Source organism: Nonomuraea sp. NPDC003709, from assembly GCF_040610775.1.
In the GTDB taxonomy this organism is placed as follows: domain Bacteria; phylum Actinomycetota; class Actinomycetes; order Streptosporangiales; family Streptosporangiaceae; genus Nonomuraea; species Nonomuraea angiospora_A.
This window is the reverse complement of the sequence record NZ_JBEXMW010000046.1, coordinates 33,464-57,069: the sequence shown is the minus strand read 5'-3', so window position 1 is coordinate 57,069 and position 23,606 is coordinate 33,464. Positions and strand designations below refer to the sequence as shown.

At 71.9% G+C, this 23,606-nt stretch carries 21 protein-coding genes; 11 read left to right on the top strand and 10 right to left on the bottom strand.

All coding sequences use genetic code 11. The features are described from left to right. Positions 1-61: 61 nt before the first annotated feature. Entirely contained in the window at positions 62-625 is a 564-nt protein-coding gene (locus ABZX61_RS62275) for a TetR/AcrR family transcriptional regulator (protein ID WP_355211835.1), read from the bottom strand. A gap of 68 nt (positions 626-693) precedes the next feature. Here ABZX61_RS62275 and ABZX61_RS62270 point away from each other — a divergent pair, with 68 nt between their 5' ends. Together ABZX61_RS62270 and ABZX61_RS62265 are read left to right on the top strand one after the other, a co-directional pair. Continuing rightward, positions 694-1,482 (top strand): ABC transporter ATP-binding protein, encoded by a 789-nt coding sequence (locus tag ABZX61_RS62270; protein WP_355211832.1) that lies wholly within the window; start codon positions 694-696, stop codon positions 1,480-1,482. Further along, positions 1,479-2,804, top strand: coding sequence for an ABC transporter permease (locus ABZX61_RS62265; RefSeq protein WP_355211829.1), 1,326 nt, complete (start codon positions 1,479-1,481; stop codon positions 2,802-2,804). The genes ABZX61_RS62270 and ABZX61_RS62265 overlap by 4 nt, the downstream gene beginning before the upstream one ends. Here the strand turns inward: ABZX61_RS62265 and ABZX61_RS62260 are convergent. Next, positions 2,788-5,979, bottom strand: a complete 3,192-nt coding sequence (locus ABZX61_RS62260) for a BTAD domain-containing putative transcriptional regulator (protein ID WP_355211826.1) — start codon at positions 5,977-5,979, stop codon at positions 2,788-2,790. The genes ABZX61_RS62265 and ABZX61_RS62260 overlap by 17 nt on opposite strands. A gap of 173 nt (positions 5,980-6,152) precedes the next feature. Between ABZX61_RS62260 and ABZX61_RS62255 the strand changes: the two genes are divergently transcribed. After that, positions 6,153-6,641, top strand: a complete 489-nt coding sequence (locus tag ABZX61_RS62255; protein ID WP_355211823.1) for a hypothetical protein — start codon at positions 6,153-6,155, stop codon at positions 6,639-6,641. 119 nt (positions 6,642-6,760) lie between these two features. On the opposite strand, the gene ABZX61_RS62250 is transcribed toward ABZX61_RS62255, so the two are convergent. Next, the gene (locus ABZX61_RS62250) at positions 6,761-6,907 is read right to left on the bottom strand and encodes a hypothetical protein (protein WP_355211820.1); all 147 of its coding nucleotides are present in this window, start codon (positions 6,905-6,907) and stop codon (positions 6,761-6,763) included. Positions 6,908-7,062: 155 nt separating this feature from the next. Between ABZX61_RS62250 and ABZX61_RS62245 the strand changes: the two genes are divergently transcribed. The 3 genes from ABZX61_RS62245 (at position 7,063) to mltG (ending at position 8,831) form a co-directional block, all read left to right on the top strand. Beyond that, positions 7,063-7,239 (top strand): hypothetical protein, encoded by a 177-nt coding sequence (locus ABZX61_RS62245; RefSeq protein ID WP_355211817.1) that lies wholly within the window; start codon positions 7,063-7,065, stop codon positions 7,237-7,239. A 150-nt stretch (positions 7,240-7,389) separates the two neighbouring features. Further along, entirely contained in the window at positions 7,390-7,902 is a 513-nt protein-coding gene (locus tag ABZX61_RS62240; RefSeq protein ID WP_355211815.1) for a SigE family RNA polymerase sigma factor, read from the top strand. After that, positions 7,899-8,831 carry an endolytic transglycosylase MltG gene (gene mltG / locus ABZX61_RS62235; RefSeq protein WP_355211812.1) on the top strand — a complete coding sequence of 311 codons (933 nt, stop codon included), beginning with the start codon at positions 7,899-7,901 and terminating at the stop codon, positions 8,829-8,831. The genes ABZX61_RS62240 and mltG overlap by 4 nt, the downstream gene beginning before the upstream one ends. Here mltG and ABZX61_RS62230 read toward each other — a convergent pair. The 5 genes from ABZX61_RS62230 to ABZX61_RS62210 are packed head-to-tail and all read right to left on the bottom strand — an operon-like array spanning position 8,818 to position 13,355. After that, entirely contained in the window at positions 8,818-9,360 is a 543-nt protein-coding gene (locus tag ABZX61_RS62230) for a hypothetical protein (protein ID WP_355211809.1), read from the bottom strand. The two genes, mltG and ABZX61_RS62230, sit on opposite strands and share 14 nt — an antisense overlap. Before the next feature lie 24 nt (positions 9,361-9,384). Then, complete coding sequence (locus ABZX61_RS62225; protein WP_355211806.1) at positions 9,385-10,569, bottom strand: FAD-dependent monooxygenase; 1,185 nt, start codon at positions 10,567-10,569, stop codon at positions 9,385-9,387. Beyond that, positions 10,566-11,396, bottom strand: a complete 831-nt coding sequence (locus tag ABZX61_RS62220) for an SDR family NAD(P)-dependent oxidoreductase (RefSeq protein ID WP_350741383.1) — start codon at positions 11,394-11,396, stop codon at positions 10,566-10,568. Before ABZX61_RS62220 ends, ABZX61_RS62225 begins: the two co-directional genes overlap by 4 nt. Further along, positions 11,383-12,816, bottom strand: a complete 1,434-nt coding sequence (locus ABZX61_RS62215) for an AMP-binding protein (protein ID WP_355211804.1) — start codon at positions 12,814-12,816, stop codon at positions 11,383-11,385. The genes ABZX61_RS62220 and ABZX61_RS62215 overlap by 14 nt, the downstream gene beginning before the upstream one ends. A gap of 35 nt (positions 12,817-12,851) precedes the next feature. Continuing rightward, the gene (locus tag ABZX61_RS62210; RefSeq protein WP_350741386.1) at positions 12,852-13,355 is read right to left on the bottom strand and encodes an EF-hand domain-containing protein; all 504 of its coding nucleotides are present in this window, start codon (positions 13,353-13,355) and stop codon (positions 12,852-12,854) included. A gap of 217 nt (positions 13,356-13,572) precedes the next feature. On the opposite strand from ABZX61_RS62210, the gene ABZX61_RS62205 reads away from it, so the two are divergent. Then, the gene (locus tag ABZX61_RS62205; RefSeq protein WP_355211801.1) at positions 13,573-14,631 is read left to right on the top strand and encodes a histidine kinase; all 1,059 of its coding nucleotides are present in this window, start codon (positions 13,573-13,575) and stop codon (positions 14,629-14,631) included. Beyond that, on the top strand, positions 14,628-15,266 hold the full coding sequence (locus tag ABZX61_RS62200) for a response regulator transcription factor (protein ID WP_350741390.1): 639 nt from the start codon (positions 14,628-14,630) through the stop codon (positions 15,264-15,266). The genes ABZX61_RS62205 and ABZX61_RS62200 overlap by 4 nt, the downstream gene beginning before the upstream one ends. Before the next feature lie 10 nt (positions 15,267-15,276). On the opposite strand, the gene ABZX61_RS62195 is transcribed toward ABZX61_RS62200, so the two are convergent. After that, the gene (locus ABZX61_RS62195; RefSeq protein WP_355211798.1) at positions 15,277-16,095 is read right to left on the bottom strand and encodes a lipase family protein; all 819 of its coding nucleotides are present in this window, start codon (positions 16,093-16,095) and stop codon (positions 15,277-15,279) included. A 198-nt stretch (positions 16,096-16,293) separates the two neighbouring features. Between ABZX61_RS62195 and ABZX61_RS62190 the strand changes: the two genes are divergently transcribed. The 3 genes from ABZX61_RS62190 to ABZX61_RS62180 all read left to right on the top strand — a co-directional run bounded on the left by ABZX61_RS62190 (position 16,294) and on the right by ABZX61_RS62180 (position 22,727). Continuing rightward, positions 16,294-19,392, top strand: coding sequence for a hypothetical protein (locus ABZX61_RS62190; protein WP_355211795.1), 3,099 nt, complete (start codon positions 16,294-16,296; stop codon positions 19,390-19,392). A 3-nt stretch (positions 19,393-19,395) separates the two neighbouring features. Beyond that, a complete protein-coding gene (locus ABZX61_RS62185; protein WP_355211793.1) occupies positions 19,396-21,435 on the top strand; it encodes a hypothetical protein in 2,040 nt (679 codons plus the stop codon). A gap of 68 nt (positions 21,436-21,503) precedes the next feature. Continuing rightward, positions 21,504-22,727 carry an aldehyde dehydrogenase family protein gene (locus tag ABZX61_RS62180; protein ID WP_355211790.1) on the top strand — a complete coding sequence of 408 codons (1,224 nt, stop codon included), beginning with the start codon at positions 21,504-21,506 and terminating at the stop codon, positions 22,725-22,727. Here ABZX61_RS62180 and ABZX61_RS62175 read toward each other — a convergent pair. Beyond that, positions 22,717-23,604 (bottom strand): alpha/beta fold hydrolase, encoded by an 888-nt coding sequence (locus ABZX61_RS62175; protein ID WP_355211787.1) that lies wholly within the window; start codon positions 23,602-23,604, stop codon positions 22,717-22,719. The genes ABZX61_RS62180 and ABZX61_RS62175 overlap by 11 nt on opposite strands. Positions 23,605-23,606 lie beyond the last annotated feature (2 nt).

Sequence of the window (23,606 nt, the reverse complement as noted above, 5' to 3'; positions counted from 1 at the left end):
TCCGCAAAAGGGCAGAGGTAGCGCGGAGACGGCGGCGGACGTCCCCAGCCGAGGGGCGGTGTCACCCGCGATGGCCGGGACTGAAGCCGGCGGCGGCGAACTGCTCTGCCGTCGGCGCGCGTTCAGGGTCGGTGAGCCATTGCGAGGCGAGCCCGACGAGCAGGGCGAGGTAGTGTGATCCGGCCGCCTGGACCTCCCCCGGATCGCTGTCCGGCCCGAGGCCGGCGAACGCCCGCGCCAGCGATGCCCGCGCGAGCTCCTGACCGCCGGCGATCATCCCCCGGATCTCTTCGTCCTGCCGCGCGGACGCCACGGATTCGAAGTTGACGAACCACAGCGATCGGTTGGCCTGGATCGAGTCGATGATCCGTCCCCACAGGGCTTCCTGATCGCCGGACCGCGTCCCGGCGGGTTCTTCGAGCACGGCGAACAGCAGCTCACCCCACTCCGTGTTGAGATCGCGCAGGGCCCGCGTGAGCAGTCGCTCCTTGGACCCGAAGTGGTAGTTGATCGACGCCTGGTTCGCCCCTGACGCCGCGACCAGGTCTCGCACGGTGGTGTGCGCGTACCCCTTGGTCAGCAGGCAGTCGCGCGCCGCCAGCAGCAGCTTGTCCTTCGCACTCACATGCCCTACGGTATCAAATAAACGTTCGTTTAAGATGTTCGTTTAAAACAATCATTTAGAGAGGTTCCATGACCCCGTACGCCACCGCCGCGCCCGCGCCACCCGTGCTGCGCATCCGCGGTCTACGCTGCGAGTACCCGGGAGAAGCCGGGCCGGTCCATGCGCTGCGCGGCGTCGATCTCGATGTCGCCCGGTCCTCCTTCATCGCGATCATGGGACCGTCGGGTTCCGGCAAGACCACGCTCATGCACTGCGCCGCCGGGCTGCAGCAGCCGACGTCAGGCTCCATCGAGCTCGACGGGCAGGACCTTCGCTCGCTCGATCAGACCCAGCTCACGCAGTTGCGCCGGCGCCGCGTCGGATTCGTCTTCCAGTCGTTCAACCTTCTGCCCGCGCTCTCGGCCGTCGACAACGTCGAGCTCCCCCTGCGCCTGGACTCGCGGGAGACGACGCCGGCGCGCACGACCGACCTGCTCGCCCGCGTGGGGCTCGGCAACCGGGGCAGCCACCGCCCTCACCAGCTGTCCGGCGGTCAGAAGCAACGCGTCGCGGTCGCGCGAGCGTTGATCACCGACCCCGACGTCGTCTTCGCCGACGAGCCCACGGGCGCCCTCGACATCCGCAGCGCCAGGGACGTCCTGCGGTTGATGCGCGAGCTCGCGGACCGCGGCCAGACGATCATCATGGTCACGCATGATCCGGTCGCCGCCTCCTATTCCGACGCCGTCCTCTTCCTCGCCGACGGCCGGATCGTCGATCACCTCCCGCGACCCACCGCACAGCAGGTCGCCGGCCGAATGGCCGTCCTGGTCGAATCGGCCGAACAGGCCGCCAACGACGCGGCGGCGAGCCGATGATCAGAATCGCCATGCGCTCCTTCGCGCATCACCGTGCCGCCGCGATCGCCACCGGCCTGGTCGCGCTCGTCGGCACGATCCTGGTCACGAGCATGATGAGCCTGCTCGGCACCGGGCTGGCCCGGAGCACGGCCGCCGGCGACCACGCGTTCCTGGTGCAGTTCCCGCTCATCATGGGCGGGTGGGCGGTCGCGATCGTCCTGTTCGCCATGGTCTCGACGATCAGCGTCGCGCTCGGCGGCCGGGCCGGGGAGATCGCGGGCATCCGTCTCATCGGCGCCAGTCCTCGGCAGGTGCAGCAGCTGCTCGCCATCGAGACAGCGGCCGTCTCGGCCGTCACGGCGCTCCCGGGCCTGGCCGGCGGCTACCTCGTCGGCTGGATCGTCATGCGGAGCATCCATGCGGCCGGGCTCACCGACGCGGCCTCGGTCTTCGCGCCCGGCGTGCTCCTCCCGGTCCTCGGCATGCTCGTCGTGCTGGCCGCGAGCGTGCTCGCCGCGTGGATGGGCAGCCGCACCCTCGCTCACCGCAGCCCGGTGGCCGACGCGTCCCCGCCCCCGCGCCGTCGTGCCGTACGGCGTCCGGGACGGCGGCGCCGTGTCGCCGCGACGATCATCATCGCCGCCGGCCTGGCCTCATCGACCGCGGTGCTCGCCATGGACCCGGCCGACGTGCTCACCACCGCGATGACCGGCCCCGGCTGCGTACTCGTCGCCGCCGGCCTGTGCATTCTCGCCCCGGAGCTCGTCGTCACGGCGAACGCCACGCTCCGCGCCTTCCGCCGGGCACAGACCACCGCCCCGTCCCGCCTGGCCGCGATCAACCTCGCCGTGGCCCCGGACCGGGTACGGCCGACCGTGACGTTCCTGACCCTCTTCGTCGGCGTCGCCGCGGGCACGCTCAGCATGCAGGGCATCGAGAACGGCTCCGGCACGGCGGACGGCACCGCTCAGGTCCTCGCCTCGATCAACTACTTCGTCGTCGCCCTGATCGCGGCGTTCATGGCCATCGCCCTCACCAACAACCTCGTCGCCTCCATCACCCGGCGCCGCTCCGAATTCGCGGCCATGTCCCTGATCGGCGCAACCGGCTCCCAAACACAGCGCATGCTGGTACGCGAGATCGGCACGGCCACCGCCATCAGCACCGTCGCCGGAAGCGTGGGTGCGTTCGTCACGGTCCTGCCCTTCGCCGTCGTCAAAACAGGCAACCCCCTGCAGGCCGCGGCACCCCTCCCCTACGCCGTCACGATCGTGGTCGGGATCGGCGTCACCCTGGGCGTCACGTCCGTCGTCGGAAGGCGCGTCATCCGCGCGGCGTGAGGCCGTAACGGGCCGGGGAGCGCTCGGTCAGCTCCTTCACCCTGCGGTGATCGTACGGTGCGCAGAGCCGTTCGGCCGTCCTCATGGCCTGTTCCGCCGCTTTCCTCGCGGCCTTCCGCCGCCCCCCGTGGGCCAGGACGAGGGCGCGGGCCCAGCCGATGCGGGCCGCGGCGCCGGGGTGGCGGGACTGGAACCCGGCCAGGTGCCGGTCGAGCCGACGCGCCGTGGCGGCGTCCGGGGGCAGGGACACGAGCAGTTCGGCCAGCCCGGACCAGCATTCCAGCAGGCCGCGCCGGCCCGCCGGCAGGCGGGCGGCCAGCTCCAGCACCGTGGTCAGCGCCTGTCCCGGGCCGATCCGCCCGAGGCGGGCCGTGGCCGTGAGCAGGCGCATCTCCTGGATCACCGGCATGACCGTGCCGTCACGCAGGCCGAGTCGCTGCTCGTGGGCGCGGCGGCGGTCGGTCGACGCGCGGGCCGCCGCCAGCACCTGCCCGATCCGCTCCGCGCTCGTCCCGTCGAGGCGCAGCAGCGCCTCGGCCTGGCCGATCAGGCACCAGTGGCGGCCGATGTCGTCGCCGCCCACCCGCCTGGCCGCCTGCTCCGCCGTGGCGGCGAACAGCTCCGCCGCCTGCTCGAAGTCGCCGCGCCACAGGGCCGTCTCGGCGAGCATCCCCGCGCAGTTCTCCGCCACCCGGGGGTCGACCGTCCTGGCCCGGCACTCGGTGAACGACGCGCACGCCGCCTCGAAGTCCCCGGCCGCGAGCAGATCCAGGCCCCTGGCCAGGCGGGCGCGGCTCGCCGGCTCCGTCGGGTGGTCGATGTCGCTCAGCGATCGATCGGCGAGGGCGCCGTAGCGGGTGGCCAGGCGATGTCGTCCGGCGACGCGGGCGATGGTGGCGAAGTTCGCGTACGCCTCCGCGCGCAGGGCCGCATCCGGCGTCCGATCGGCGGCGTTGAGCTGGCGTAACGACGCGGCCAGCATGGTGAGCAGGTCCTGCTGGTGGTAGGCCAGCCGCGCCAGGAACGTCAGTGCCTGCGCCGCCTCGGCCTGTGCCGAGGCCCCTGAGCGACGGATCGGCAGGACGCGGTGGAGGACCTGGCGGGCGGCGGCCGCCAGGACGGCGGCGGCGAGGCCGGGGCGGGATGTCGGGAGCGGCTCGCCTATCGTGTCGAGCGCCGCCCTGGCCAGGCGGGTGGACTCGCGCTCCCTGGCCAGCTGGTGCTCGCTGACGCCCGCCATCCGCAACCAACGCGCCCGAAGGTACGGGGCCTCGCGCGTACGGGCGAGGTGCCGCAGGACGATGGCGCCGGACTCCTCGTACAGACGCAGGCGCAGGCACAGCACCCAGTAGCGGTCGAGGAAGCCGGGCCGGCCGGACACCGCCCAGGCCAGCCGGATGTTGTCCAGCTCCACGCCCAGCACGCGGGTGACCTCGGCGTCGGAGGCGTCCTGGAGGGCGGCGGCGTGCCGGTCGAGCAGGCGGGTGAAGTGGGCGGCGTGCCGTTCCCGCACCGCGCGGCGCTCCCGGGGGTTCAGGTGTCCGGCGGCGAACTGCCGGATGACGGGGTGCAGGACGTAGCGGCCGGATGGGGTGAGCTGGATCATGCTGTGATCCACCAGGTGGACCAGGACGCGCGGCGTGGTCCCGGCCACCTCCAGCGCGGCCCGGAGCGTGCAGCCGCCGCTGAAGACCGACAACGCCGCCAGCGCCGCTCGCCCGGCCGGGTCGAGCAGCCGCCAGGAGGTCTCGAAGACCGTACGCATGCAGGCGTGCCGCGACCGGGCGGCCGGCCCGTCGGCCGACAGCAGGCCGGCGTCCACGCCGAGGCGCTGGGCCAGCTCCGCGAGCGGCACCGCGCGCAGCAGGCCGGCCGCCAGCTCGATGGCCAGGGGCAGGCCGCCGATGGCGGCGCAGATCGCGGCGACCGGGACGGCGTGCGGGCGGGGGTCGAAGGCCGGTTGCGCCCGGACGGCCCTGGACGCGAACAACGCCTCAGCCTCCGGGCCCGGCAGGCCCGCCACCTCGAACGTCACCTGTCCGGGCACGTCCAGGCGGCGTCTGCTGGTCGCGAGGATCCGCACCCCCGGAGCGGTGCGCATGATGCGGGCGATGACCGGGTCGACGGCCGGCAGGTGTTCGAGGTTGTCCAGTACGAGGAGCTGATCGCGGCCGGACAAGGCGGCCAGCAGCAGGTCAAGGGCAGGGCGCTGCAGGGAGAGGTCCACGCCGAGACGCCGGGCCAGCGTCGTGACGGCCGCCTCCGGGCCCACCCCGGCGAAGGACACGAACGCGCACGACGACGTGGCGGCGGCGATGGCCAGGCGGGTCTTGCCGACGCCGCCGGGGCCGAGCAGGGTCACGAGGCGTTCGCGGGCCAGCAGCGCGCGCAGTTCGCGGATCTCCGTCTCCCGGCCGAACAGGTCGGTGCGGGGCACGGGCGGCGCGGCGCGGACCTGCCGGTCGACGGGCGCCGCCTGCAGCGCTCGTACGGAGGTGACGAGCCGGCGGCGGACGGCCGCCGTCTCCGGCGCGGGCTCCACCCCCAGCTCGTCGGCCAGGCGCCGCCGCAGGTCGTCGTAGCAGGCCAGCGCCGCGCCCCGGTTCCCGCCCCGGGCCAGCGCCGTGATCAGCAGCCGGTGCGCCTCCTCGTCGTACGGATCCAGCCCGGCCACCAGCCGCGCCAGCCGTACGAACTGGTCGGGCGGCGCGGAGCCGGCCCGCAGCAGGAGGTCGCGCAGCAGGAGCCGGGTCCGCCCGCGCTCCGACTCCACCCAGCCGCCGAACGCCGGGGCGTCGCAGAACCACACGCCGTCCATGAAGTCGCCGCGCCACAAGCGCAGCGCCTCGGCCACGGTCGGCGTCTGGGCCAGGCGCCCGTGGTCGACGAAGCAGCCGTCGCCGGCGCGGAAGCGTACGTGGTCGCGGGTGATGTCCAGCCACCCGCCCACCTCCTTGCGCAGCTCCGACAGCGCCAGGCGCAGGCTGCCCCGGGCGTTGGCGTCGGGCCGCTCGCCCCACAACAACGCGGCCAGCTCCGAGCGCGGTCGCGGCCCCGGCGTGGCGGCGAGGTAGCAGAGCAGGGCGCGCGTCTTGGCGGCGCGGATGTCCACCGGCCGCCCCGCGACGGCCAGCTCCGGCGGACCGAGCAGCAGCAGGGTCAGCGACTCTCCCATAGAAGCAGCACAGTAGGCGCGCCCCGGCCGCGCGGCTGTGCCAAAAGGCGCATATGGAACGTGCTCTGCATCACTGACCTGGGCTCTCACGATCCGCTCACGCTGCCGGCCCCACTCTGATGACGCGTTTCGCGACAGCAGCGGAGCACACCTCACACCGTAGGAGAAACAGGATGCGCACTCAGAAACTGATCCCCGCGCTCGCCCTGACGGCGACCCTGGCCGTGCCGACGGCGCTGGCCGTCGCACCGCCCGCCGGCGCGACGGCCAGGGCCGCGACCTGCCGGGTGGAACTGGACTACATCGACTCGAACAACGTGGACGAGTCCGACAACGTGGACGAGATCCGGATCAACCTGGGCGGGATCATGTATCCCGCCGGCAACAACTGGGTCAACATGTGGGCCGGCTCCCGTGCCTACACCGCTTCCTTCGGGAGCCCGAGCGCCACGATCAGCTCCTCCGGCTCGGCGCTCTACAGCCTGCGCGAGGTCACCCCGCCGTGGGTCTCCGGCGGCACCACCCTCGGCACGATCACCGCGCAGGGCTCGGTCTGCGCCACGCTCTCCACGGGGCAGTCGGTCGGCCTGGTGAAGACCATCACCGGCACCGACGACACCTACTACTCCTACTACATCAGGCTCGTGATGACCGGCCTCTAGCCTCCCAGCGGTGACGGGTCAGGCGTGAACGTGAATGGTCGTACCGGCAGATACATAGTGATCCACTGTCGACGATCAGGAGCTTCACCGTGCGTAGAGGAGCCAGAGCGGCCGGGGTGTTACTGCTGACCGCGGCCGCGCAGGCGGGGCAGCAGCGCGGCCGGGGCGGAGGCCCGGAGCGTCACCTTGATCACGGGCGACCGGGTGACCGTCGTGGGCCCGGACACCGCGCTCGTCGAGCGGGGCGAGGGCCGCGACGAGGTCATGTTCCACACCCGCCGGGACGCGGGCCGTGGTGACGTTCACCCCTGCGCTGGACGCGGAGAGCGCCGCGCCCGCGGGCCGGCTCTTCACCGTGCCGTTCTCCGTGCGCCCGCAGCCGGGCGGCTCGGGGTGACGCCCTCGGGAGACGACCGTCGAGGTGTCCTACGATGACGGCGCCATCTGGACGAAGGCGGAGGTGAGAGGCTCACGGGTGGTGCTGCGGCATCCCGTGGGCGACGGATTCGTGTCGCTGCGAGCCAGGTCCGGCGACACGGCGGGGAATGCGGTGGAGCAGACAGTGATCAGGGCTTACCGGATCGTCGCGACGGGCTGAGCCCATAGGGACCACGTTCAGAGCTCGCCGCCCCGACGCCATCGGGGTGGGCGAGCCCTTGGGCGTCGGGACGGCGAGAAACCTGGGCCGTACCGGCATAGATCGACACGCCGCTCGCGTCCTTGCCCGTGAACGTCGCGAGGAGGACGGGTGGATCCAGGATTTGAGGCGGACTTCCGAAAGTTCGTCGTCGACCGATCAGGGGCGTTGTTCCGCACCGCTTACCTGCTGACCGGTGACCGGCACGCCGCCGAGGATCTGGTGCAGTCGGCCCTGGTCAAGACGGCCGCGAAATGGCGCAGTCTGCGCGATCCGGCCGCCATCGAGGGATATGTCCGCCGTACCATGTACCACGAACAGGTGAGCTGGTGGCGGCGGCGGTCACGCGTCGCGGAGGTGTCCACCGGACGGCCGCCCGAGCGGATCGACGCCGGGCACGCCGACGTCGCGGACCTTCGCCTGGTGATGCGCGCGGCCCTGGCCCGGCTCACCCCCCGGCAGCGGACCATGCTCGTGCTCCGCTACTTCGAGGACCTCTCCGAGACCGAGATCGCGCGCCTGCTCGGCGTCCGCGTGGGGTCGGTACGCAGCCAGATCTACCGCTCGCTGGAGCGCCTGAAGAAGACGGCACCTGAGCTGACCACCGTGAGGGAGTTCGGATGAACATCGAGAACCTGCTGCGCGAAACCCTCTCCGACATGGCCGACGAGGAGCGGCCGCCCGCGCCGGACCGGTTCCTGCGGCCCCGCGAGCGCCGCCCCCGTCGCCGCGGCCTCGCATTGGCGGCGGCGACGGCCGTCGCCGCGCTGGCGGCGGGATCCACCCTCGTGGTCCAGCAGCTGTCGGCGCGGGCCCCCGGTGACGACGTGCCGCGCCCGGCCGTCTCGATCCAGGCGGGGGTCACCGTCAACGTGGCGGCGGGGATGCGGCTCTCGCAGCTCTTCAAGCAGCTGTCGCAGCTCACCGGCAGGCCGGTGGCGGAGTTCGAGCGGGCCGCCAAGGACGGTACGGCGCTCGGCCTGCCGTCCTATGCCGGGCGGACGCTCGAAGGGTTCGCCTTCCCCGGCACCTACGAGTTCGCCCCTGCCGCGAGCCCGGCCGAGATCCTGCGGCCGATGGTGGCCCGGTTCGAGGACGCCGCCGAGGCCGCCGACCTGGTCGACGGCGCCAGGCGGGCCGGCAGGACGCCGCTGGAGATCGTGACCATCGCCGGCATCGTCGAGGCCGAGGCGGGCAGGGACGAGGACATGCCCAAGATCGCCCGGGTCATCCACAACCGGCTGGACCGGAAAATGCTCCTGCAGGTCGACAGCACGGTCCTGTACGGCCTGAACAAATACGGCCCCGAGGCGACGCTCAAGGATGTCCGGAGCTCGTCGCCATACAACACCTACCGGCGTCCGGGCCTGCCGCCCGGCCCCATCGGCAACCCCGGGGCCGAGGCCATCAGGGCCGCGCTGCACCCGGCCCGCGGCTCCTGGCTCTATTTCGTGGCGATCGACCCGAAGAGTCGCATCCTGAAGTTCGCCACCACCGAATCGGAGTACGCCGCACTGGTCGAGGAGCGCCGCAAAAATCTCAAGGGCAGCTGACCGGCCCGCCGGTCGTCGCGGGGTCGAAAAGGTCGGGATTGAAGGTTTCCCGGATGAAGAGCGCCGGCTGAGCGCTGTCGGGGTCGATGATGAGGTACCACCTGGAGACGGCGGCGCGTCCGGGGCCCCACGTGTCCAGTCCGAGTCCCAGCGGATGGCGCTCGTGCGGCTGGGGCAGGTGCCGTCCCAGCGGAGCGGCGCACGAGCTCAGCAGGTGCTCGGCCCAGGGCAACCGGCCGAGCGGGGCCAGGACGAGGTTGCGGGAGACCTGGTGGCGCGCGACAGCGAGCGTGGTGCGGCGGACCAGGACGGGAGCCGCGGCGGGCAGGCCGAGCGGCGCGGCGGCCTCGGGGCAGGTCCGGTCCACAGCCGCGCGGGACACCTCCACGGTGTGGACGTCCACGCGCTCGTCCAGGAGGCGTTCTAGCTGGCAGGTGGTGCTGCCGGTGTGGGAGAGGAGGGCCTGGGTCCGGGGGTCGGTGAAGATCTCGACGCTGACGGACTGCGGCGTGATCGTTCGGGGCATCATGGGGAACCTCGCAGGGACGAACGTTCAGTAGAGGCTGCCGGGGATCCCGGCGTCGCGCGGTCCGAAAGGTTTGCGGTCGAGCCAGGTCCCGGCGCGGGGCAGCACCCGGGCGGCGAGGGCGGCGGCCCGCTGCGCGGCCTGGCGGTGCGGGCCGGCGGCGGTCAGGTGGGCCAGCGCCTTGCCCGCGGCCGCGCGGTTGCGCTGGGCGGCGGCCCGCCTCACCCGGTCGTACTCGGCGAGTGCGCCGAGGGCGGCCTCATGACCGATGCCGGCTTCGACGATCGCGTCGACGGCGGCGGCCGCGTCGGCGACGCCGGAGTTGAGCCCGCGCGCGCCGAAGGGCGCATAAAGGTGCGCGGCCTCCCCGGCCAGCAGGACCCGGCCTTTGGTGAAGGTCTCCGCGACCGCCTGGCGGAACAGGTAGTGGGAGGACCAGGTGACCTCGCAGGCATGGCCGGACGGCAGCAGGGGCCGGAGCCAGGCGCAGGGGTCGGCGGCGAGCGCCGCGGGATCGTCACGGGCGCGGCACTGCAGGTCCACGCGGTGGCCGCCGGTGAAGGGGATGATGAGCACGTTGCGGCCCGCGGCCCGCGGATGGCGGTAGTGGAAGATCCGCTCGGCGGGCAGCGGCCGGTCGGGATCGTCGGCGACGTCCGCGACGACGAACGCGTTGCCGCCGGCGTCGCCGTCCATCAGGATGCCCAGCCGGCGCCGCACGATCGATCCGGCCCCGTCCGCCGCGACGACGAACGCGGAGTGCCACTGCCTGCCGTCGGCCGCGCGGATCAGGACGGAGGTGTCCAGGAGGGTCACCTCTTCGGCCGGCGCGCCCCAGGAGAAGCTGACGCCGGCCCGCACGGCCGCCTCGCGGAGCAGCTCTTCCACTCTGGGCTGCGGGAGGCTGACGAACGGCGCGAGCCTGGGATGCACCGGTTCGTAGCGGCGATGATGGACCCTTCGCCCGGCCCAGTACGTCCGGCGTCCCGGCCACACCAGGCCCTCCCTCACCAAGTGGTCGGCGAGGACGGGCGAGGCCGTCGCGAGGGTCTGGATCGTCTGCCGGTGCAGGAAGATCGCCCGGCTGCCGGGCTTGGGCGCGGTTTCGGGCAGGCGTTCCAGCACGTGGGCGGGCAGTCCCCGGGCGCGCGCCAGCAGGGCGGCCGACAGCCCCACCGGGCCCGCGCCCACGATGAGCGGTCCGTCGATCATGACATTGCCCCCTCGGGCGGACGTACCCTGCTCAGCGCGGCCCGCGCACGTGCGGGCATGGCCACCGCGAAGCCTCCGTCGACGGGTATGTCGGCCCCGGTGACGAAGGAGGCCGCCGGCGAGGCCAGCCACGTCACCACGGTCGCGACCTCGTCCGGGCTCGCCCAGCGGCCCAGCGGCACCAGGTCCAGGGCCGACTCCGACAGCGCGGGGTCGGCGACGTAGGCGCGGTTGACCGCGGTGTCGATCCACGCCGGGCTGACCGCGTTCACCCGCACCCCCTGGGGCCCGAGCTCGCCCGCGAGGGCCTGGGTGAGGTGCCGCAGGCCGGCCTTGGCCGCTCCGTAGGCGGCGATCTCGGGCCAGGGCCGGGCCACCGCGATCGACCCGATGTTGACGATGACCCCCTGGCCCCGTTCGGCCATCGCCGGCGCCAGCCGCCGGACGAAACGGAAGGCGCTGGTGAGATTGAGGTTGTGCACCCGCTCCCAGCCGTCGTCGCGGACGTCCAGCACCGACGCCTGGAAGACGGGCCCGCCCGCGTTGTTCACCAGGATGTCCACCGTGCCGAGCCGTTCCTCGACGGCGGCGCACGAGGTCTCGATCTGGGCCGCGTCGGTGACGTCGCACTCGGCCACCACGGCCCGGCGGCCGTGTGACCGTACGGTCGCGGCGACCCCTTCAAGGTCCTGGCGAGAGCGCCCCAGCACGGCCACGTCCGCCCCCGCGTCGGCGAACATCCGGGCGACGGCCGCGCCGATGCCCCGCGAGGCCCCGGTGACGAGCGCGGTTCGGCCGTGCAGCCGGAGCCGGTCATTCAGCGACATGCGGATGTCCTCCGGAGGTCGTCAAGGTCAGGGCACGCTTGTCGACCTTGCCGTTCGCGGTGAGCGGCAGGCCGGGGACGAGGACCACCCGGCGTGGCAGCTTGTGGGCGGCCAGCAGTGCCCGGCAGTGCCGGATGATCTCTTCGGAGGCGGGGGCGGCCCCGTGCTCCGCCACCACCCACGCGCACGGGATCTCGCCCAGGACCGGATCGGGCACCCCGGCGACCGCGACGTCACGAACCGCCGGATGCCCGCGGATGGCACGTTCCAATTCGGCGGGGAACACCGAGTAGCCGCCGCACAGGACGACGTCCTTGATCCGGTCGACGATCCGGACGCGCCCGTCGGCGGCGATGACGCCGACGTCGCCGGTCCGCAGCCACCCGTCCACGCCGATCGCCGCGGCGGTCTGCCGGGGCGCGTTCCAGTAGCCGGGGGTGACGATCGGGCCGTGCACCTGGAGTTCGCCCTGCACGCCGGGCGGCGCCACGTGCCCGCCCGCCTCCACCCGCAGCCGGACGCCGGGCAGCGCCGTTCCGGCCGTGCCGTGGCGGCCGGCCAGCTCCGGCGCGGCCAGCGTGGCCATGCCGCCCAGCTCCGTCATCCCCCATCCCTCCACGTACGGGGCGCCGGTGCGGTCCTCCCAGGCCATGGCCAGCTCCTCCCCCGCGCATTGGCCGGCCGAAAGGCCGCACCGCAGCGAGCGGGGCATCCGTCCCGCCGGCTCGGACAGCAGCCGCCGGTACATCGTCGGCACGCCCGCCACCACCGTCGCCGCGTGCCGGGCCGACCGCTCCAGCATCGTCTCCACGTCGAAGCGCTCCAGCAGGATCAGGCCCGCGCCGCTGCCCAGCGCCGCGTTCATGACGTTCGTCCCATAGGTGTGCGCCAGCGGCAGCGCCGTCACCACCCGATCCCGCGGCCCGAGGCGCAGGCGTGCCGCCAGGTTGTCGCCACCCGCGCGAACCGCCCGCCGCGTCTGGATCACCCCCTTGGGCGACCCCGTCGTCCCCGAGGTGTAGGCCAGGCATGCGGCACCGGCCGGCGCCGCATGCCTGGGCCCGCGCTCCGGTGCCATCCAGTCCCGGGGGATCGCGCCGTCCGGGCAGAGCAGCACCTGGTCCGCATACGTATCGGCCAGCGCCTCGGCCCGGTCGGCGGACACGAACAGCGCGCGCATCCCGCTGTCGCGGACCACATGGGTGATCTCCGCGACGGCCGACGCCGCGTTGAGCGGCACGCAGCACGACTGGAGCCGGGCCAGCGCCAGGTACGTCACCACCCACTCGCAGCCGTTGGGCAGGCACAGCCCGACGAGATCGCCTCGTCCGATCCCGCAGGCCGCGAGCCTGGCCGCCCGTCCGTCCGCCAGCGCGGTCAACTCGGCACGGCTCACCGTACGATCGCTGCACACCAGCATGAGAGCACGGTCCTGTCTCTACCGGGATCAGCTCGTCAGATCAGGTCGTCGGCGCTGGTGTAGAACTTCCGCAGGAACTCGGCGAAACTGCCCGTACTCACCTGGCCGGTCCCGCCGCCGTCCAGGTCGTCGAAGAGCTTCGTCGAGTACGTCAGCGGGAAACCCCCGGCGCTGTGGAGGCCGAGGAAGTGGTCGCGCTCGATGAGGCCGTCGTCATCCAGGTCGCAGACGGTGGACACCGCCGCCGCGTACGCCTCGCCGTGCTCGTCGAACCAGGAGTCGGCGTGGGAGAACGCGCGATATTCCTCGAAGGTCACCTGCCCGTCCTGGTTGCGGTCGGCGGCTTCGGCCAGCCCTTCCCAGAAGAGCCGGCACCCTTCGGAAAGCGCCTCGGCCTTGGGGGAGCCGGCGGGCACGCCCAGCACGCGGCAGACGCGCGAGGCGAAGAGCTCGAAATCGGCGGACGTCAGCGTGGTGCTGCCGTTGACGTCGAGGAGGTCGAAGCGCATCCGCAGGCGGTGCGTGGCGGAAAGGGACATGGGGGTTCTCCCTTCGGTTCGTGATCCCGGTGATCACGTGATCGACTGGTCTGCCGGTCCTGCCCCGACGTGGCGCCGCGACAGGTGAGGGATGGGGACCGTCGACTGGGGGTCGACAACCCTGCAACTACCCTAAGCCACGATCACACAACCCTGTGTAGCAGATCGAGATTGGCGGCGAAGTTGACGACGGCGGCGATGAGTAAGGTGAGGACTCATGTCGAGGTATGCGCTTGTCGCCGCGGTCGTGGCCGCGGACACGGCGCTGTTGTGGCTGGACGGGACGCAGGGGCTGCCGCTGGCCGCGTACGCCGCGGCGTACGTGCTCACCATGGCGGCGGCGGACCGCCTGCCGTTCGCGTCCTTCCTCGCGGCGCTGGCGCTGGCGGTGCTCACGGGCGCGTCGCTGGCCCTGCTCGCCTGCACCGGTTTCCAGGCCGGGCAGCGCATCTCCACCCGCCGGGACGTCGTCGTGACGGCCGGCGCCTTCACCGCGTACGTGTGCGTGCTCCTGCTGGTCGAGGAGCGCTCCCCCGGCGACCAGGATCCGTGGATCACCCTGGCCCGCGTCGCCCTGCTGACCGCGCTGCCGCTGCTGGCCGGCCGGTACATGGCCCAGGAGCGCGAGCACCTGCGCCGGGAGAAGGCCCTCGTCGCCGAGCAGGAACGGCTCCGCGAACGGCTGCGCATCGCCCACGACATGCACGACTCGCTCGGTCACCTGCTCAGCCTGGTCTCCGTGCAGGCCGCCGCGCTGGAGGTGGGCCAGTTGCCCACGGAGCAGCGGCGGGCGGTGTGCGGCCTGGCCGACACCGCACGCGCCGCCGCGGCCGAGTTGCACGAGGTGGTCAACGCGCTGCGCGGCCATGACGTCCTCGGCCTGGAGGAGATCGAGGGCCTCGTCGCACGGTCCCGGGCGGCGGGCGCGTCGGTGGCGTTCGAGACGTCTGGCGAGGCCGTCCCGCTCATCGACCCGAGGGCCGCCCACGCCGCCTACCGGGTCGTCCAGGAAGGGCTGACCAACGCGGTCAAGCACGCGTCCGGCCTGCCGATCACCGTGTCGCTCGACTGGCAGCCCGACGCCCTCCTGATCTCGGTGGCCAACCCGGTGCCCCATCGTCGGCCCGCTGCCGGCGGCGGCGGGAGCGGCCTGCGCGGGCTGACCGAACGCGTCACCGCGGCCGGGGGCCTGCTGCGCGTCCACGCGGAGCCGCGCGAGTTCCGGCTCGTGGCGATGCTCCCGCTGGTGCCGGCCCTCGCGGGGGCCGCCGCGTGATCAGGACGCTGATCGCCGACGACGAGCCCCTCATCACCGCCGGGATCCGTACCGTCCTGGAATCGGCCGGGGACATCGAGGTGGTGGCCGTCGCGGGAGACGGACGCGAGGCGGTGCGGGCCGCCCACCGGCACCGCGTCGACGTCGCGCTCCTGGACATCGCGATGCCGGTGCTGGACGGCCTGGCCGCGGCGGCCGAGCTGACGGGGCCGCGCGTGGTGCTCCTCACCGCCTTCGGCGACGAGGCCAACGTACGGCGGGCGGTACGGCAGGGCGTGGCCGGCTTCGTCCTGAAGACGTGCACCCCGGACGAGCTGATCCGGGCGGTCCGCGCCGCTCATGCCGGGCATGCGTACCTGTCGCCGGCCGTGGCGCGCCAGGTGCTCGACATGGCGGCGCCGGGCGCCGGCGAGCGCGAACGCGACGCCGCAGGCCGGCTGGCCGCGCTCACGGCGCGCGAGGCCGACGTCCTCGCCCTGGTGGCGCAGGGCCTGTCCAACGCCGAGGTCGCCCGGCACGTCCACATGACCGAGGCCAGCGTGAAGACCTACGTCAGCCGCATCCTCGCCAAACTGAACTGCGCCAACCGGGTGCAGGCGGCCCTGCTGCTACGCGATGCGCAGCTCCCTGGCTGAGGCTCGGGGCTCAGCGTAGGTTGGCGTCGAAGTTCGCCAGGTAGGCGTTGATGAAGTGGTCGCGGACGCCGTCGCCGCCGGGCGCCAGCAGGTCTGCGGTGCGGCCCTTCAGCCGGTCGGCGAGCCCCGCCGCCAGGGGCATCTTCTCCCGCAGCTTGCCGTTGGCGTCGAAGTAGCGTTCCTCGGCCACGTGCTGGAACAGCGGCGGGGGCGGGAGCTGGGCGACGACGTCGTTGTTGTTGACGAAGCGGAACATCCGGCCCCGGAACGCCTCGTCATAGGCGGCGGCCAGCAGCGGGCAGCAGGTGCGGGGCTGGCCGAAGGTGTAGACGCCGTCGGCGAGCAGGCTCGGGTCCTCGAAGTAGGTGCGCGCCGCCGCCAGCATGGCCAGGGCGCCGCCCAGGCTGTGCCCGGTGAACCAGAGCGACTGCCCGTCGGCGCGCCAGTTCTCCAGCGTGTCCAGCATGCCGGAATGCACGACGTCCAGGGCGCGGTAGAAGCCGGAGTGGATCATGCCGGTCCCGGCGGCGTACGGCGTCAGCAGCGTGCCGGCGTCCGACAGCCAGTCACGCAGTTCCTCGGGCTGGGTGCCGCGGAACGCCACGACCATCATGCGGCCGTTGGCCGCGATGTAGGCCTGCGTGTCCACCAGCGGGAACGGCGGGGTGTGCGGCACGCGGAAAAAGGTCACCCGGTCGAAACCCCAGTCGTTCGCCGTGGCCCTGACCCGCTCCTCGTCCTTGTAGGCCAGCTCGGCGGCGTAGGCCAGACAGCGCGCCTGCGCCAGGCTGTAGCCGGTGGCCCTGTGATCGAAGCTGATCATGGTCATGTGTCCCCCTCGCCGCTGGTGGGGGGAGGTGTCAGCTCACATCTATCACGCGGTGTCGGACGGGTTTGCGGTGCCACGCCCGATCCGGCCCACCCGTCCTGTCCCCGGCCGGAACGGCATGGAACGCCTTAGTCAGCACAGGCGAGACGCCGCGCGGACGCGGCGCCTCGAAACACGGGGGCGGAGGAAAACAAGCCCATGGAAAATCTCTTCCGATTGATGCTCACCCGGCCGGCCGTGGCCCAGGACCCGGAGACTCCCAGCGTCCCGCTGGCCCAGGACACGCCGTTCCAGGAGGCGCTGCGCGAGGCCGTCGGGGCGGCCCAGCGGCGTACCGCCGTCGAAGCGGCCGCCACCGCGTACGTGGCGGGGCCGGAGTTCATCGGCGACCCGGCGGACACCCCGCTGGGCGCCGAGCTCGACCAGCTCGCCGGACGCCTCGACGAGATGGAGGACGTCGACGTGTCCGCCTCACCGGAGATGGTGCGGCAGGCCATCGACGACGTGTTCGGGATGAGCCCGAACCAGGTGACCGGCCTGGAGGACTTCCAGAACGCGGTCAGGAGGCTCAAGGACAGCCTCGTGGCGATCAAGGTGCTGCAGGAGGAGCACGCGCGGCCCATCGAGCAGCTCGCCCGCCAGCTTCGTACGGCCGAGGTCATCGTGCGCCACGCCGACGACGACAAGTTCCCCAAGGACCTGCAGGAGCTGCGCCGCTGGCGGCGGCGCTCGCTCCGCCTGCCGTTCGACCTCGGCCTGACCTCCAGGCTGTCGACCCGCGAGGCTGAGGAGGCGGTACGGGGCCGGCGAGAGGAGGCGGTGGCCGCGCGCCGCCAGGAGGTCGACGACCTGCTGGCCCGGCACGCGGACCTGCGGACGGCGCTGGGCGAGCTGGCCCAGCTGAACGCCGAGCACTTCCACGTCACGTCCCAGACGACCAGCGCCCTCGTGCAGCCGCCGGACCAGGTACGGCTGACGAACGTGGCCACCGCGCTGAGCGCCTTCCACGGCAACCTGCGCGAGCTGGTGGCCCCGACCCCGATCATCGGCGAGGCGGAGACGGGCACGGACACGCCGGAGACCTCCGACGTGGTCAGCGCGCCGGTGGCGCAGTCCCTGCTGCAGACGCCCGCTCCCGTGCTGCGCGGCCGCACGGAGTTCCGGCCGACCCCGACGCCCGAGGTCGGGTTCGTGCTCCTGCCGACGGCCGGCGGGCAGCTGTCCGAGGCCACCCGTACGGTGCTCACCGAACGCGGCCTCGACCTGACCGCGGTGCCGCTCGACCGGCTCAGCAACCGCCTCGAAGCCGACCTGGCGGCGACGGTGAACCAGCTGGAGGCGCTCGCCGGACATCCGGTGCGGCAGTCGTTCCTGCGCGTCGGCGAGGCGCTCGTGACCGTGCAGACCCCCGTCACGACCGGCTGGGGAACGCTCGGGACCGGCGGCACCGTCCCGCTGCCGCCGATCCCGCTGGACGGCCGCGTCCCGCACACCAAGGGCGAGGTCGCCCCGGCCGGCATCGCCGACCTGCTCGTGATCAAGCAGCAGCTGACGGGCTACGAGTCGGCCGACGTCGCGCACATCGAGAACGTGCTGCGCGGCGAGCACAAGGTGCGCGACCACAGCCGCCGCGACACCACCGAGCTGATCACGATCAACGAGCAGGAGACCAACACCAGCGAGGACCGGGACCTGCAGACCACCGACCGCTTCGAGATGACCAGGGAGACCGAGCAGACGGTCAAGGAGGACGTCGCGCTCAAGGCCGGGCTGAACATCTCCGGCAGGTACGGCCCGGTCGTGGAGTTCTCCGCCAGCGCCGAGGGCTCCATCGCGCGCAGCAAGCAGGAGGCCACCCGGTCGGCCGCCACGTTCTCCCAGGACGTCACCGAGCGGACCTCGCGCAAGATCGCCGAAAGGGTGCTGACCCGTACCCAGCTGACCACCACGACCGAGACCATCGAGAAGAACACCCACGAACTGGACAACACCCGCAGCTCCCAGAACGTCTCGGGCGTCTACCAGTGGGTCAACAAGGTCTACCAGGCCCAGATGTTCAACTACGGGCTGCGGGCGATGTTCGACTTCATGGTGCCCGAGCCCGCCGCCTTCCTCATCGCGGCCATGCGGCAGACCAACGCCGCCGCCCGCAACCTGATCAAGCCGCCGGACTTCCCGCTCAACCCCGGCCAGATCACCGAGAGCAACTACCAGTACTGGGTCAAGCAGACCGGCGCGACCGACGTCGCGCCGCCGCCCGAGCTGTTCAAGACCAAGTCGCTGGACTTCAAGGCCGGCGGCGGCGACAGCGACACCAACTACAACCACTCGGGCCAGATCAGCATCGACGAGGGCTACCGGGCCGTGTACGCCAGCGTGGGCGTCGTGCGCAACATCTGGGAGAGCGACAACTCCGTGGACGTCGTGGTCGGGCGGCGTACGCACCGGATGCCCGACGGCAACTGGCTGTGGACCACCGCGCTGGACGACGAACGCGACTCGGTCGCCGTGGGCATCGACACCTTCCACCTCTCGCAGGTCGCGGTGGCCGTCGAGGTCAAGTGCCAGCGCACCGACCGGGCCATGGACAAGTGGCGGCTGGAGACCCACGCCAAGCTGGAGACGGCGCACAAGGCGGCCGTGGCCGACTACGAGGAGAAACTGGCGGCGCTGCAGCTGCGGGCAGGCGTGGACATCCAGGGCCGCAACCCGGCCGCCAACCTCGCCCTCATGCAGACGGAGCTGAAGAAGAACTGCGTCAGCATCCTGACCGACCAGCACTACGACCTGTTCGACTCCATCGAGATCTCCCCCGCCAACGGGCTCCCGGAGATCAACGTGTTCGAGGCCGCCGGCGAGGGCCCGTACGTGCGCTTCTTCGAGCAGGCCTTCGAGTGGGAGCACATGACGTTCGTGACCTACCCCTACTTCTGGGGACGCAAGGACCAGTGGGAGGAGCGGCTCGGGTTCGACGACCCGGATCCGGCGTTCGCCGACTTCCTCCGTGCCGGGTTCTGCCGGGTCTCGGTGCCGGCCCGGCCGGGCTTCGAGGGCGCCATCGACCACTTCCTCACCTTCGGCGAGATCTGGAACGGCGGCCCGCTGCCGACCATCTCCAACCCGCTGTACCTGCCCATCGCCGACGAGATCGCCGAGCGTCTCGACCGTCCGGGCACCGAGGTCCCCCAGGGGGACCCGTGGCTGGTGCGGGTGCCGACCTCGCTGCTGAAGCTGCGCCAGGACGACCAGCTGCCCCGCTGGGAGCAGGACTCCGACGGGGAGTGGGTCGAGGTCTAGGACATGGCAGATCCCGTAGTGCCGGCCATCCTGGCCGGCCCCCTGCTCACCGGGTACGTCGAGCCGGGAAAGGGGCGCGGCGTCCTGACCTTCCACGCCGACATCGCCGACCCGGTCCGCGGCGCCACCTTGGAGATCACGCTCACCGCGCCGCCCTGGAACCGGACCGGCCACCAGCCCTTCACCTGGCGATACCTGCCGCCCGCCGGGGAACGGACCTTCCCCGTCATCTGGCTCGCGCTCGCCCGGCAGGTCACCGTGACCACCAGACGCATGGGCGGCACGGCCGCCGACCTCCTGGGGGTGCTCGGCCCGCGCTCTCCCCTGGTCGAGATCGTCCGCCCCCAGGACGACGACCTGATCCCCCAGCCCGACCAGTCCGTCATCGAGCTGTGGCGGCTGCTCCCCCAGCCGTTCACGGTCGGCCCCTTCGCCGACGACGAGGCCGGCCGCCGGGGCGACTTCTTCGCCCAGGCGATCACGGTCAACGTGACGACGAAGCCGCTCGGCGTGGTCATCAGGAACGTGCTCAACGGCTACGTGGTCACCATCGACATCGACAACCGGCAGGCCGGCAGGCCGGCGGCCTTCGTCTACGACATCGTCGTCCATTCGCACGAGGACGAGGACAACGTCTTCGGCGACCGGGTCGTCGTGCGCGTCGTGCACACGCACAACGTGATCGTGCACGCGGCGGCCTCGCCGGACATGGCCGGGTTCATCGATGTGCAGACCCTGCGGCTGGACGACTCGTTCATCCCGCGCTTCCCGCCGCAGGGAACCGTGCTCGACAACACCACCTTCCAGCCCAAGGAGGTCGAGGTCCACTTCGCCCCGGAACACCAGGGGCTCATCTTCCTCTTCGAGCTGGCCATCCAGTTCGTCCCGTACATCAACGTCCTGTACGACCTGTCGCAGATCGCCTTCCAGCTCGCGACCGGCAAGGACTTCTGGGGCAACGAGGTGACCGGCACGCAGATCCTCGCCTACGGCGTGCTGTCGGCGCTGCCCTTCGCCAAGGCGCTGCCCCGCGCGGTCCTGCAGTCCGTACGAACCGAGCTCAAAGCGACCAAGCTCGCCAAGGTGCTCGAAGAAGACGTGATCCGCGAAGTCGGGCGCGTCGCCGAACGCGAGTTCCTCGAGGCCGTCGGGAGCATCGACGTCAAAGGCGCGACCGACCTCGCCCGGACGCTCACCCGCTTCGCGGCGGGCAAGCTCTCGATGGATCAGGTGCTCAGGCGCTTCCACGACCTCGTCGGCAACGCCTACCTGCGAGAGCTGGACCGGCGCATCGTGGAACGGCTCCTGACCAGCAACTTCAAGACCTTCCGCAACCCCCGCCTGGCGGCCGGCTTCAACGCCTTCACCAACAGGAAACTGTCCCGGGGAATCGCGCAGAGCCTCGACCCGGTCTCGTGGGCGCTCAGCCAGCGAGGCAAGTCCCGCTTCATCAAAGAACTGGAGAGCGAACTCGGCACCGACTGGGCCGAAACACTCAAACGAGCCAAGCAGACCGACAGCCGGCTGCGCCAGCTCAGCGCCGCCGACATCGCACACTACGACCGGCTCGCCGGACGCGTCGAGGACTACCGGACCCTGGCCAAGCTCAACCGCGGCCGGGGCGACCTGTACGAGGTGGACCACATCCTCGAACAGCGCTTCTGGCGCAACGACCCGCGCGTGCAGACCGCGTTCAACGAAAAGGGCGAGGGCATGGCCATGGTCATCCCCAAGAACCCGGCGATCGCCGCCAAGATGCCCGGCAACGCCATCGCCTATGTCCACTCCCTCAAGACCCGCCTGCTCACCGAGCTGATCCCGAACGGACGGGAGGCGGAGTTCACCGTCCAGCAGATCTTCGACGCCCACATGTGGGTGCTGGAGTCGTTACGGGTCGACCGCTCCGTGACGGTGGGCGATCGCCTCCTCGGCGACTTCCGCCTCTTGGCCAGGTCCCGGGGAGAACGGCTCGAACTCCGTATGCCCACCGCCGCGACCTTCACCCGGCAGGGCGGGTGGCCGGTGCTCGTAGGCGTTCAATAAGGGGATTGTTGAACGATGCTACGATCGACTCCACCTCGCCCCCGCGCCCCACCGGCGAAAGGACACCCTTGGCCAGCTCCACCGACAACGCGGTGCGCACCTGCGCGATCCGGGCCCGACAGAGCTCCCCGGCTCTCGAACGCGCGACGGACACCGACATCGACACCGCGCTACGCGGCATGGCCGAGCGGCTGCGCACCGCACGAGGCACCCTCGTCTCCGCCAACGAGGAGGATCTCGCCGCAGCCGTCTCCGCCGGAATGTCACCCGCCCTCCAGGACCGCCTGCGCCTCACCGGCGCACGGCTGGACGGCATGGCGGCGGAACTCCACACCCTGGCGGACGTGCCGCACGAGCCCCGCGACAAGGTCCTCGAAGAACGCCCGGATCACCTGACCCTGCTGGAACGCCGCCGGCCCGTCGGCGTGATCGGCGCGAACTTCGAAGCGCGTCCCAACGTCACCCTCGACATCGCCTCCCAGTTCCTCAAATCACGCAACGCGGGCGTCCTGCGCACCGGCTCGGCCGCGCTGCGCTCGTCCCGGGCCATCGTGGAGCACGTGATCGCGCCGGCCCTCGCCGACGCCGGCCTCGACCCGGACGCCGTCCAGCTGGTGCCGAGCGAGGACCGCTCGGCGGCGTACGCGCTGGTGTCGCTGCCCGAGCTCATCCCGCTGGTCATCCTGCGCGGCAGCGGCGACAGCACCCGCGACCTCGGCCGCGAGGCCGCCCGGCACGGCGTGCGCACCCTCGCGCACGCCGACGGCGGCGGCGTCCTCTACATCCACTCGGCCGCCGACGACGACACCGTCCACCGGCTCATCGCCGGCAGCCTCGACCGGCTGGGCGTGTGCAACCGGCTCAACCTGCTGCTCATCGACCGGTCCTGCTACGACGAGCGGCTGCCCGGCGTCCTCGAGGCCCTGAACCGCCTGGGCATCGGCGCGTCCCTGCCCCCGCACGCCCACCCGCGCGGGTACGAGTGGTCGCTCGACCCGGAGCGCGCGGCCACCGTGACCGTCGACGCCACCGACGGCCCGCTGCACGCGGCCAGGATCGCCAACGAGGAGACCTCCGGGCTGGCGGCCGCCGCGGAGTTCATCGACGCCTACGCCGGCTCCGGGGTGTTCTGGAACTCCACCACCCGGCTCCTCGACGGCTTCAAGCTGCTGCGGCTGCCGGAGACCGGCATCAACATCGACCGGGTGCCCGGCCCGCGCGGCCCGGTGAGCTTCCGGGACCTGTACCTGCGGCAGTACGTGGTCGTGCCGAGCGGGCGGCTCACGTCCTGACTTCGGAGGTGTGCGCGAGGATGGCGTCCGCCAGTTCCTCGTGCACCTCCGGCGGCAGCGTGTGTCCCATGCCCTCGACCATCATCAACCGCGCTCCCGGGATCCCCTCGGCGATGATCACACCATGACCCGGCTTGGCCGGCTCATGAGTGCCCTCGATCACCAACGTCGGCACCTTCACCCGATCCAGCACACCCACCGGCTCGAAATCCGGCTGAGCCATCGCAGCCAAGCGGTGATTCACCACCGCATCCAGATCCCGGGCGCGGTCAAAGATGCGCTCCTGCAGACGACGAGCAGCGTCCTCGTCGAACGGCAACCCCGTGCCATGCAGCACCCGCTGCTCAGCGATCATCGCCTCGATCCGCTCACGCCGATCGGCCGGCGGCGGACTCGCCATCAGCCCCTGGTAGTGGGCCACGAACTCCGGCGCCGGCCCCGGCAGGCTCCCCTCCGGCTGAGGCCGGCCCATCAACGCCCGCATGATCACCATCCCCTCACCCCCACCGAGCGGCGAAGAACCGATAACCGTCAGCGAACGCACCCGCCCCGGCCGCTCCACCGCGATCAACTGCCCCAGCAACCCACCCGCCGAATGACACACCAGATGCGCACTCTCCAGACCGTGCGCGTCCATCACCCGCAGCACGTCGTCCTTGATGTCGCCCCAGGTGTACGGCTCCCTCTCGAAATCCACGGTCGCCGACCTGCCGGTGTCGCGGTGGTCGTACCGGACCACCCGACGGCCTCCAGCGCTCAGCCGACCCACGAACTCATCCGGCCACAGGATCCCCTGCGACATCGACCCCATCACCAGCAGAATCGGCTCGTCAGCAGCCGCGCCGAACTCTTCACTCCAGATCTCCACGTTTTGCATGA

Excerpts from the sequence above, each read along its gene's own strand:
- ABZX61_RS62250 (WP_355211820.1), bottom strand. The coding sequence starts at position 6,907 with ATGACCTCGTCGCGGCCCTCGCCCCGCTCGACGAGCGCGGTGTCCGGG.
- ABZX61_RS62270 (WP_355211832.1), top strand. The coding sequence starts at position 694 with ATGACCCCGTACGCCACCGCCGCGCCCGCGCCACCCGTGCTGCGCATC.
- ABZX61_RS62230 (WP_355211809.1), bottom strand. The coding sequence starts at position 9,360 with ATGATGCCCCGAACGATCACGCCGCAGTCCGTCAGCGTCGAGATCTTC.
- ABZX61_RS62185 (WP_355211793.1), top strand. The coding sequence starts at position 19,396 with ATGGCAGATCCCGTAGTGCCGGCCATCCTGGCCGGCCCCCTGCTCACC.
- ABZX61_RS62210 (WP_350741386.1), bottom strand. The coding sequence starts at position 13,355 with ATGTCCCTTTCCGCCACGCACCGCCTGCGGATGCGCTTCGACCTCCTC.
- ABZX61_RS62195 (WP_355211798.1), bottom strand. The coding sequence starts at position 16,095 with ATGACCATGATCAGCTTCGATCACAGGGCCACCGGCTACAGCCTGGCG.
- ABZX61_RS62215 (WP_355211804.1), bottom strand. The coding sequence starts at position 12,816 with ATGCTGGTGTGCAGCGATCGTACGGTGAGCCGTGCCGAGTTGACCGCG.
- ABZX61_RS62220 (WP_350741383.1), bottom strand. The coding sequence starts at position 11,396 with ATGTCGCTGAATGACCGGCTCCGGCTGCACGGCCGAACCGCGCTCGTC.
- mltG (WP_355211812.1), top strand. The coding sequence starts at position 7,899 with ATGAACATCGAGAACCTGCTGCGCGAAACCCTCTCCGACATGGCCGAC.
- ABZX61_RS62255 (WP_355211823.1), top strand. The coding sequence starts at position 6,153 with ATGCGCACTCAGAAACTGATCCCCGCGCTCGCCCTGACGGCGACCCTG.
- ABZX61_RS62265 (WP_355211829.1), top strand. The coding sequence starts at position 1,479 with ATGATCAGAATCGCCATGCGCTCCTTCGCGCATCACCGTGCCGCCGCG.
- ABZX61_RS62205 (WP_355211801.1), top strand. The coding sequence starts at position 13,573 with ATGTCGAGGTATGCGCTTGTCGCCGCGGTCGTGGCCGCGGACACGGCG.
- ABZX61_RS62175 (WP_355211787.1), bottom strand. The coding sequence starts at position 23,604 with ATGCAAAACGTGGAGATCTGGAGTGAAGAGTTCGGCGCGGCTGCTGAC.
- ABZX61_RS62190 (WP_355211795.1), top strand. The coding sequence starts at position 16,294 with ATGGAAAATCTCTTCCGATTGATGCTCACCCGGCCGGCCGTGGCCCAG.
- ABZX61_RS62225 (WP_355211806.1), bottom strand. The coding sequence starts at position 10,569 with ATGATCGACGGACCGCTCATCGTGGGCGCGGGCCCGGTGGGGCTGTCG.
- ABZX61_RS62260 (WP_355211826.1), bottom strand. The coding sequence starts at position 5,979 with ATGGGAGAGTCGCTGACCCTGCTGCTGCTCGGTCCGCCGGAGCTGGCC.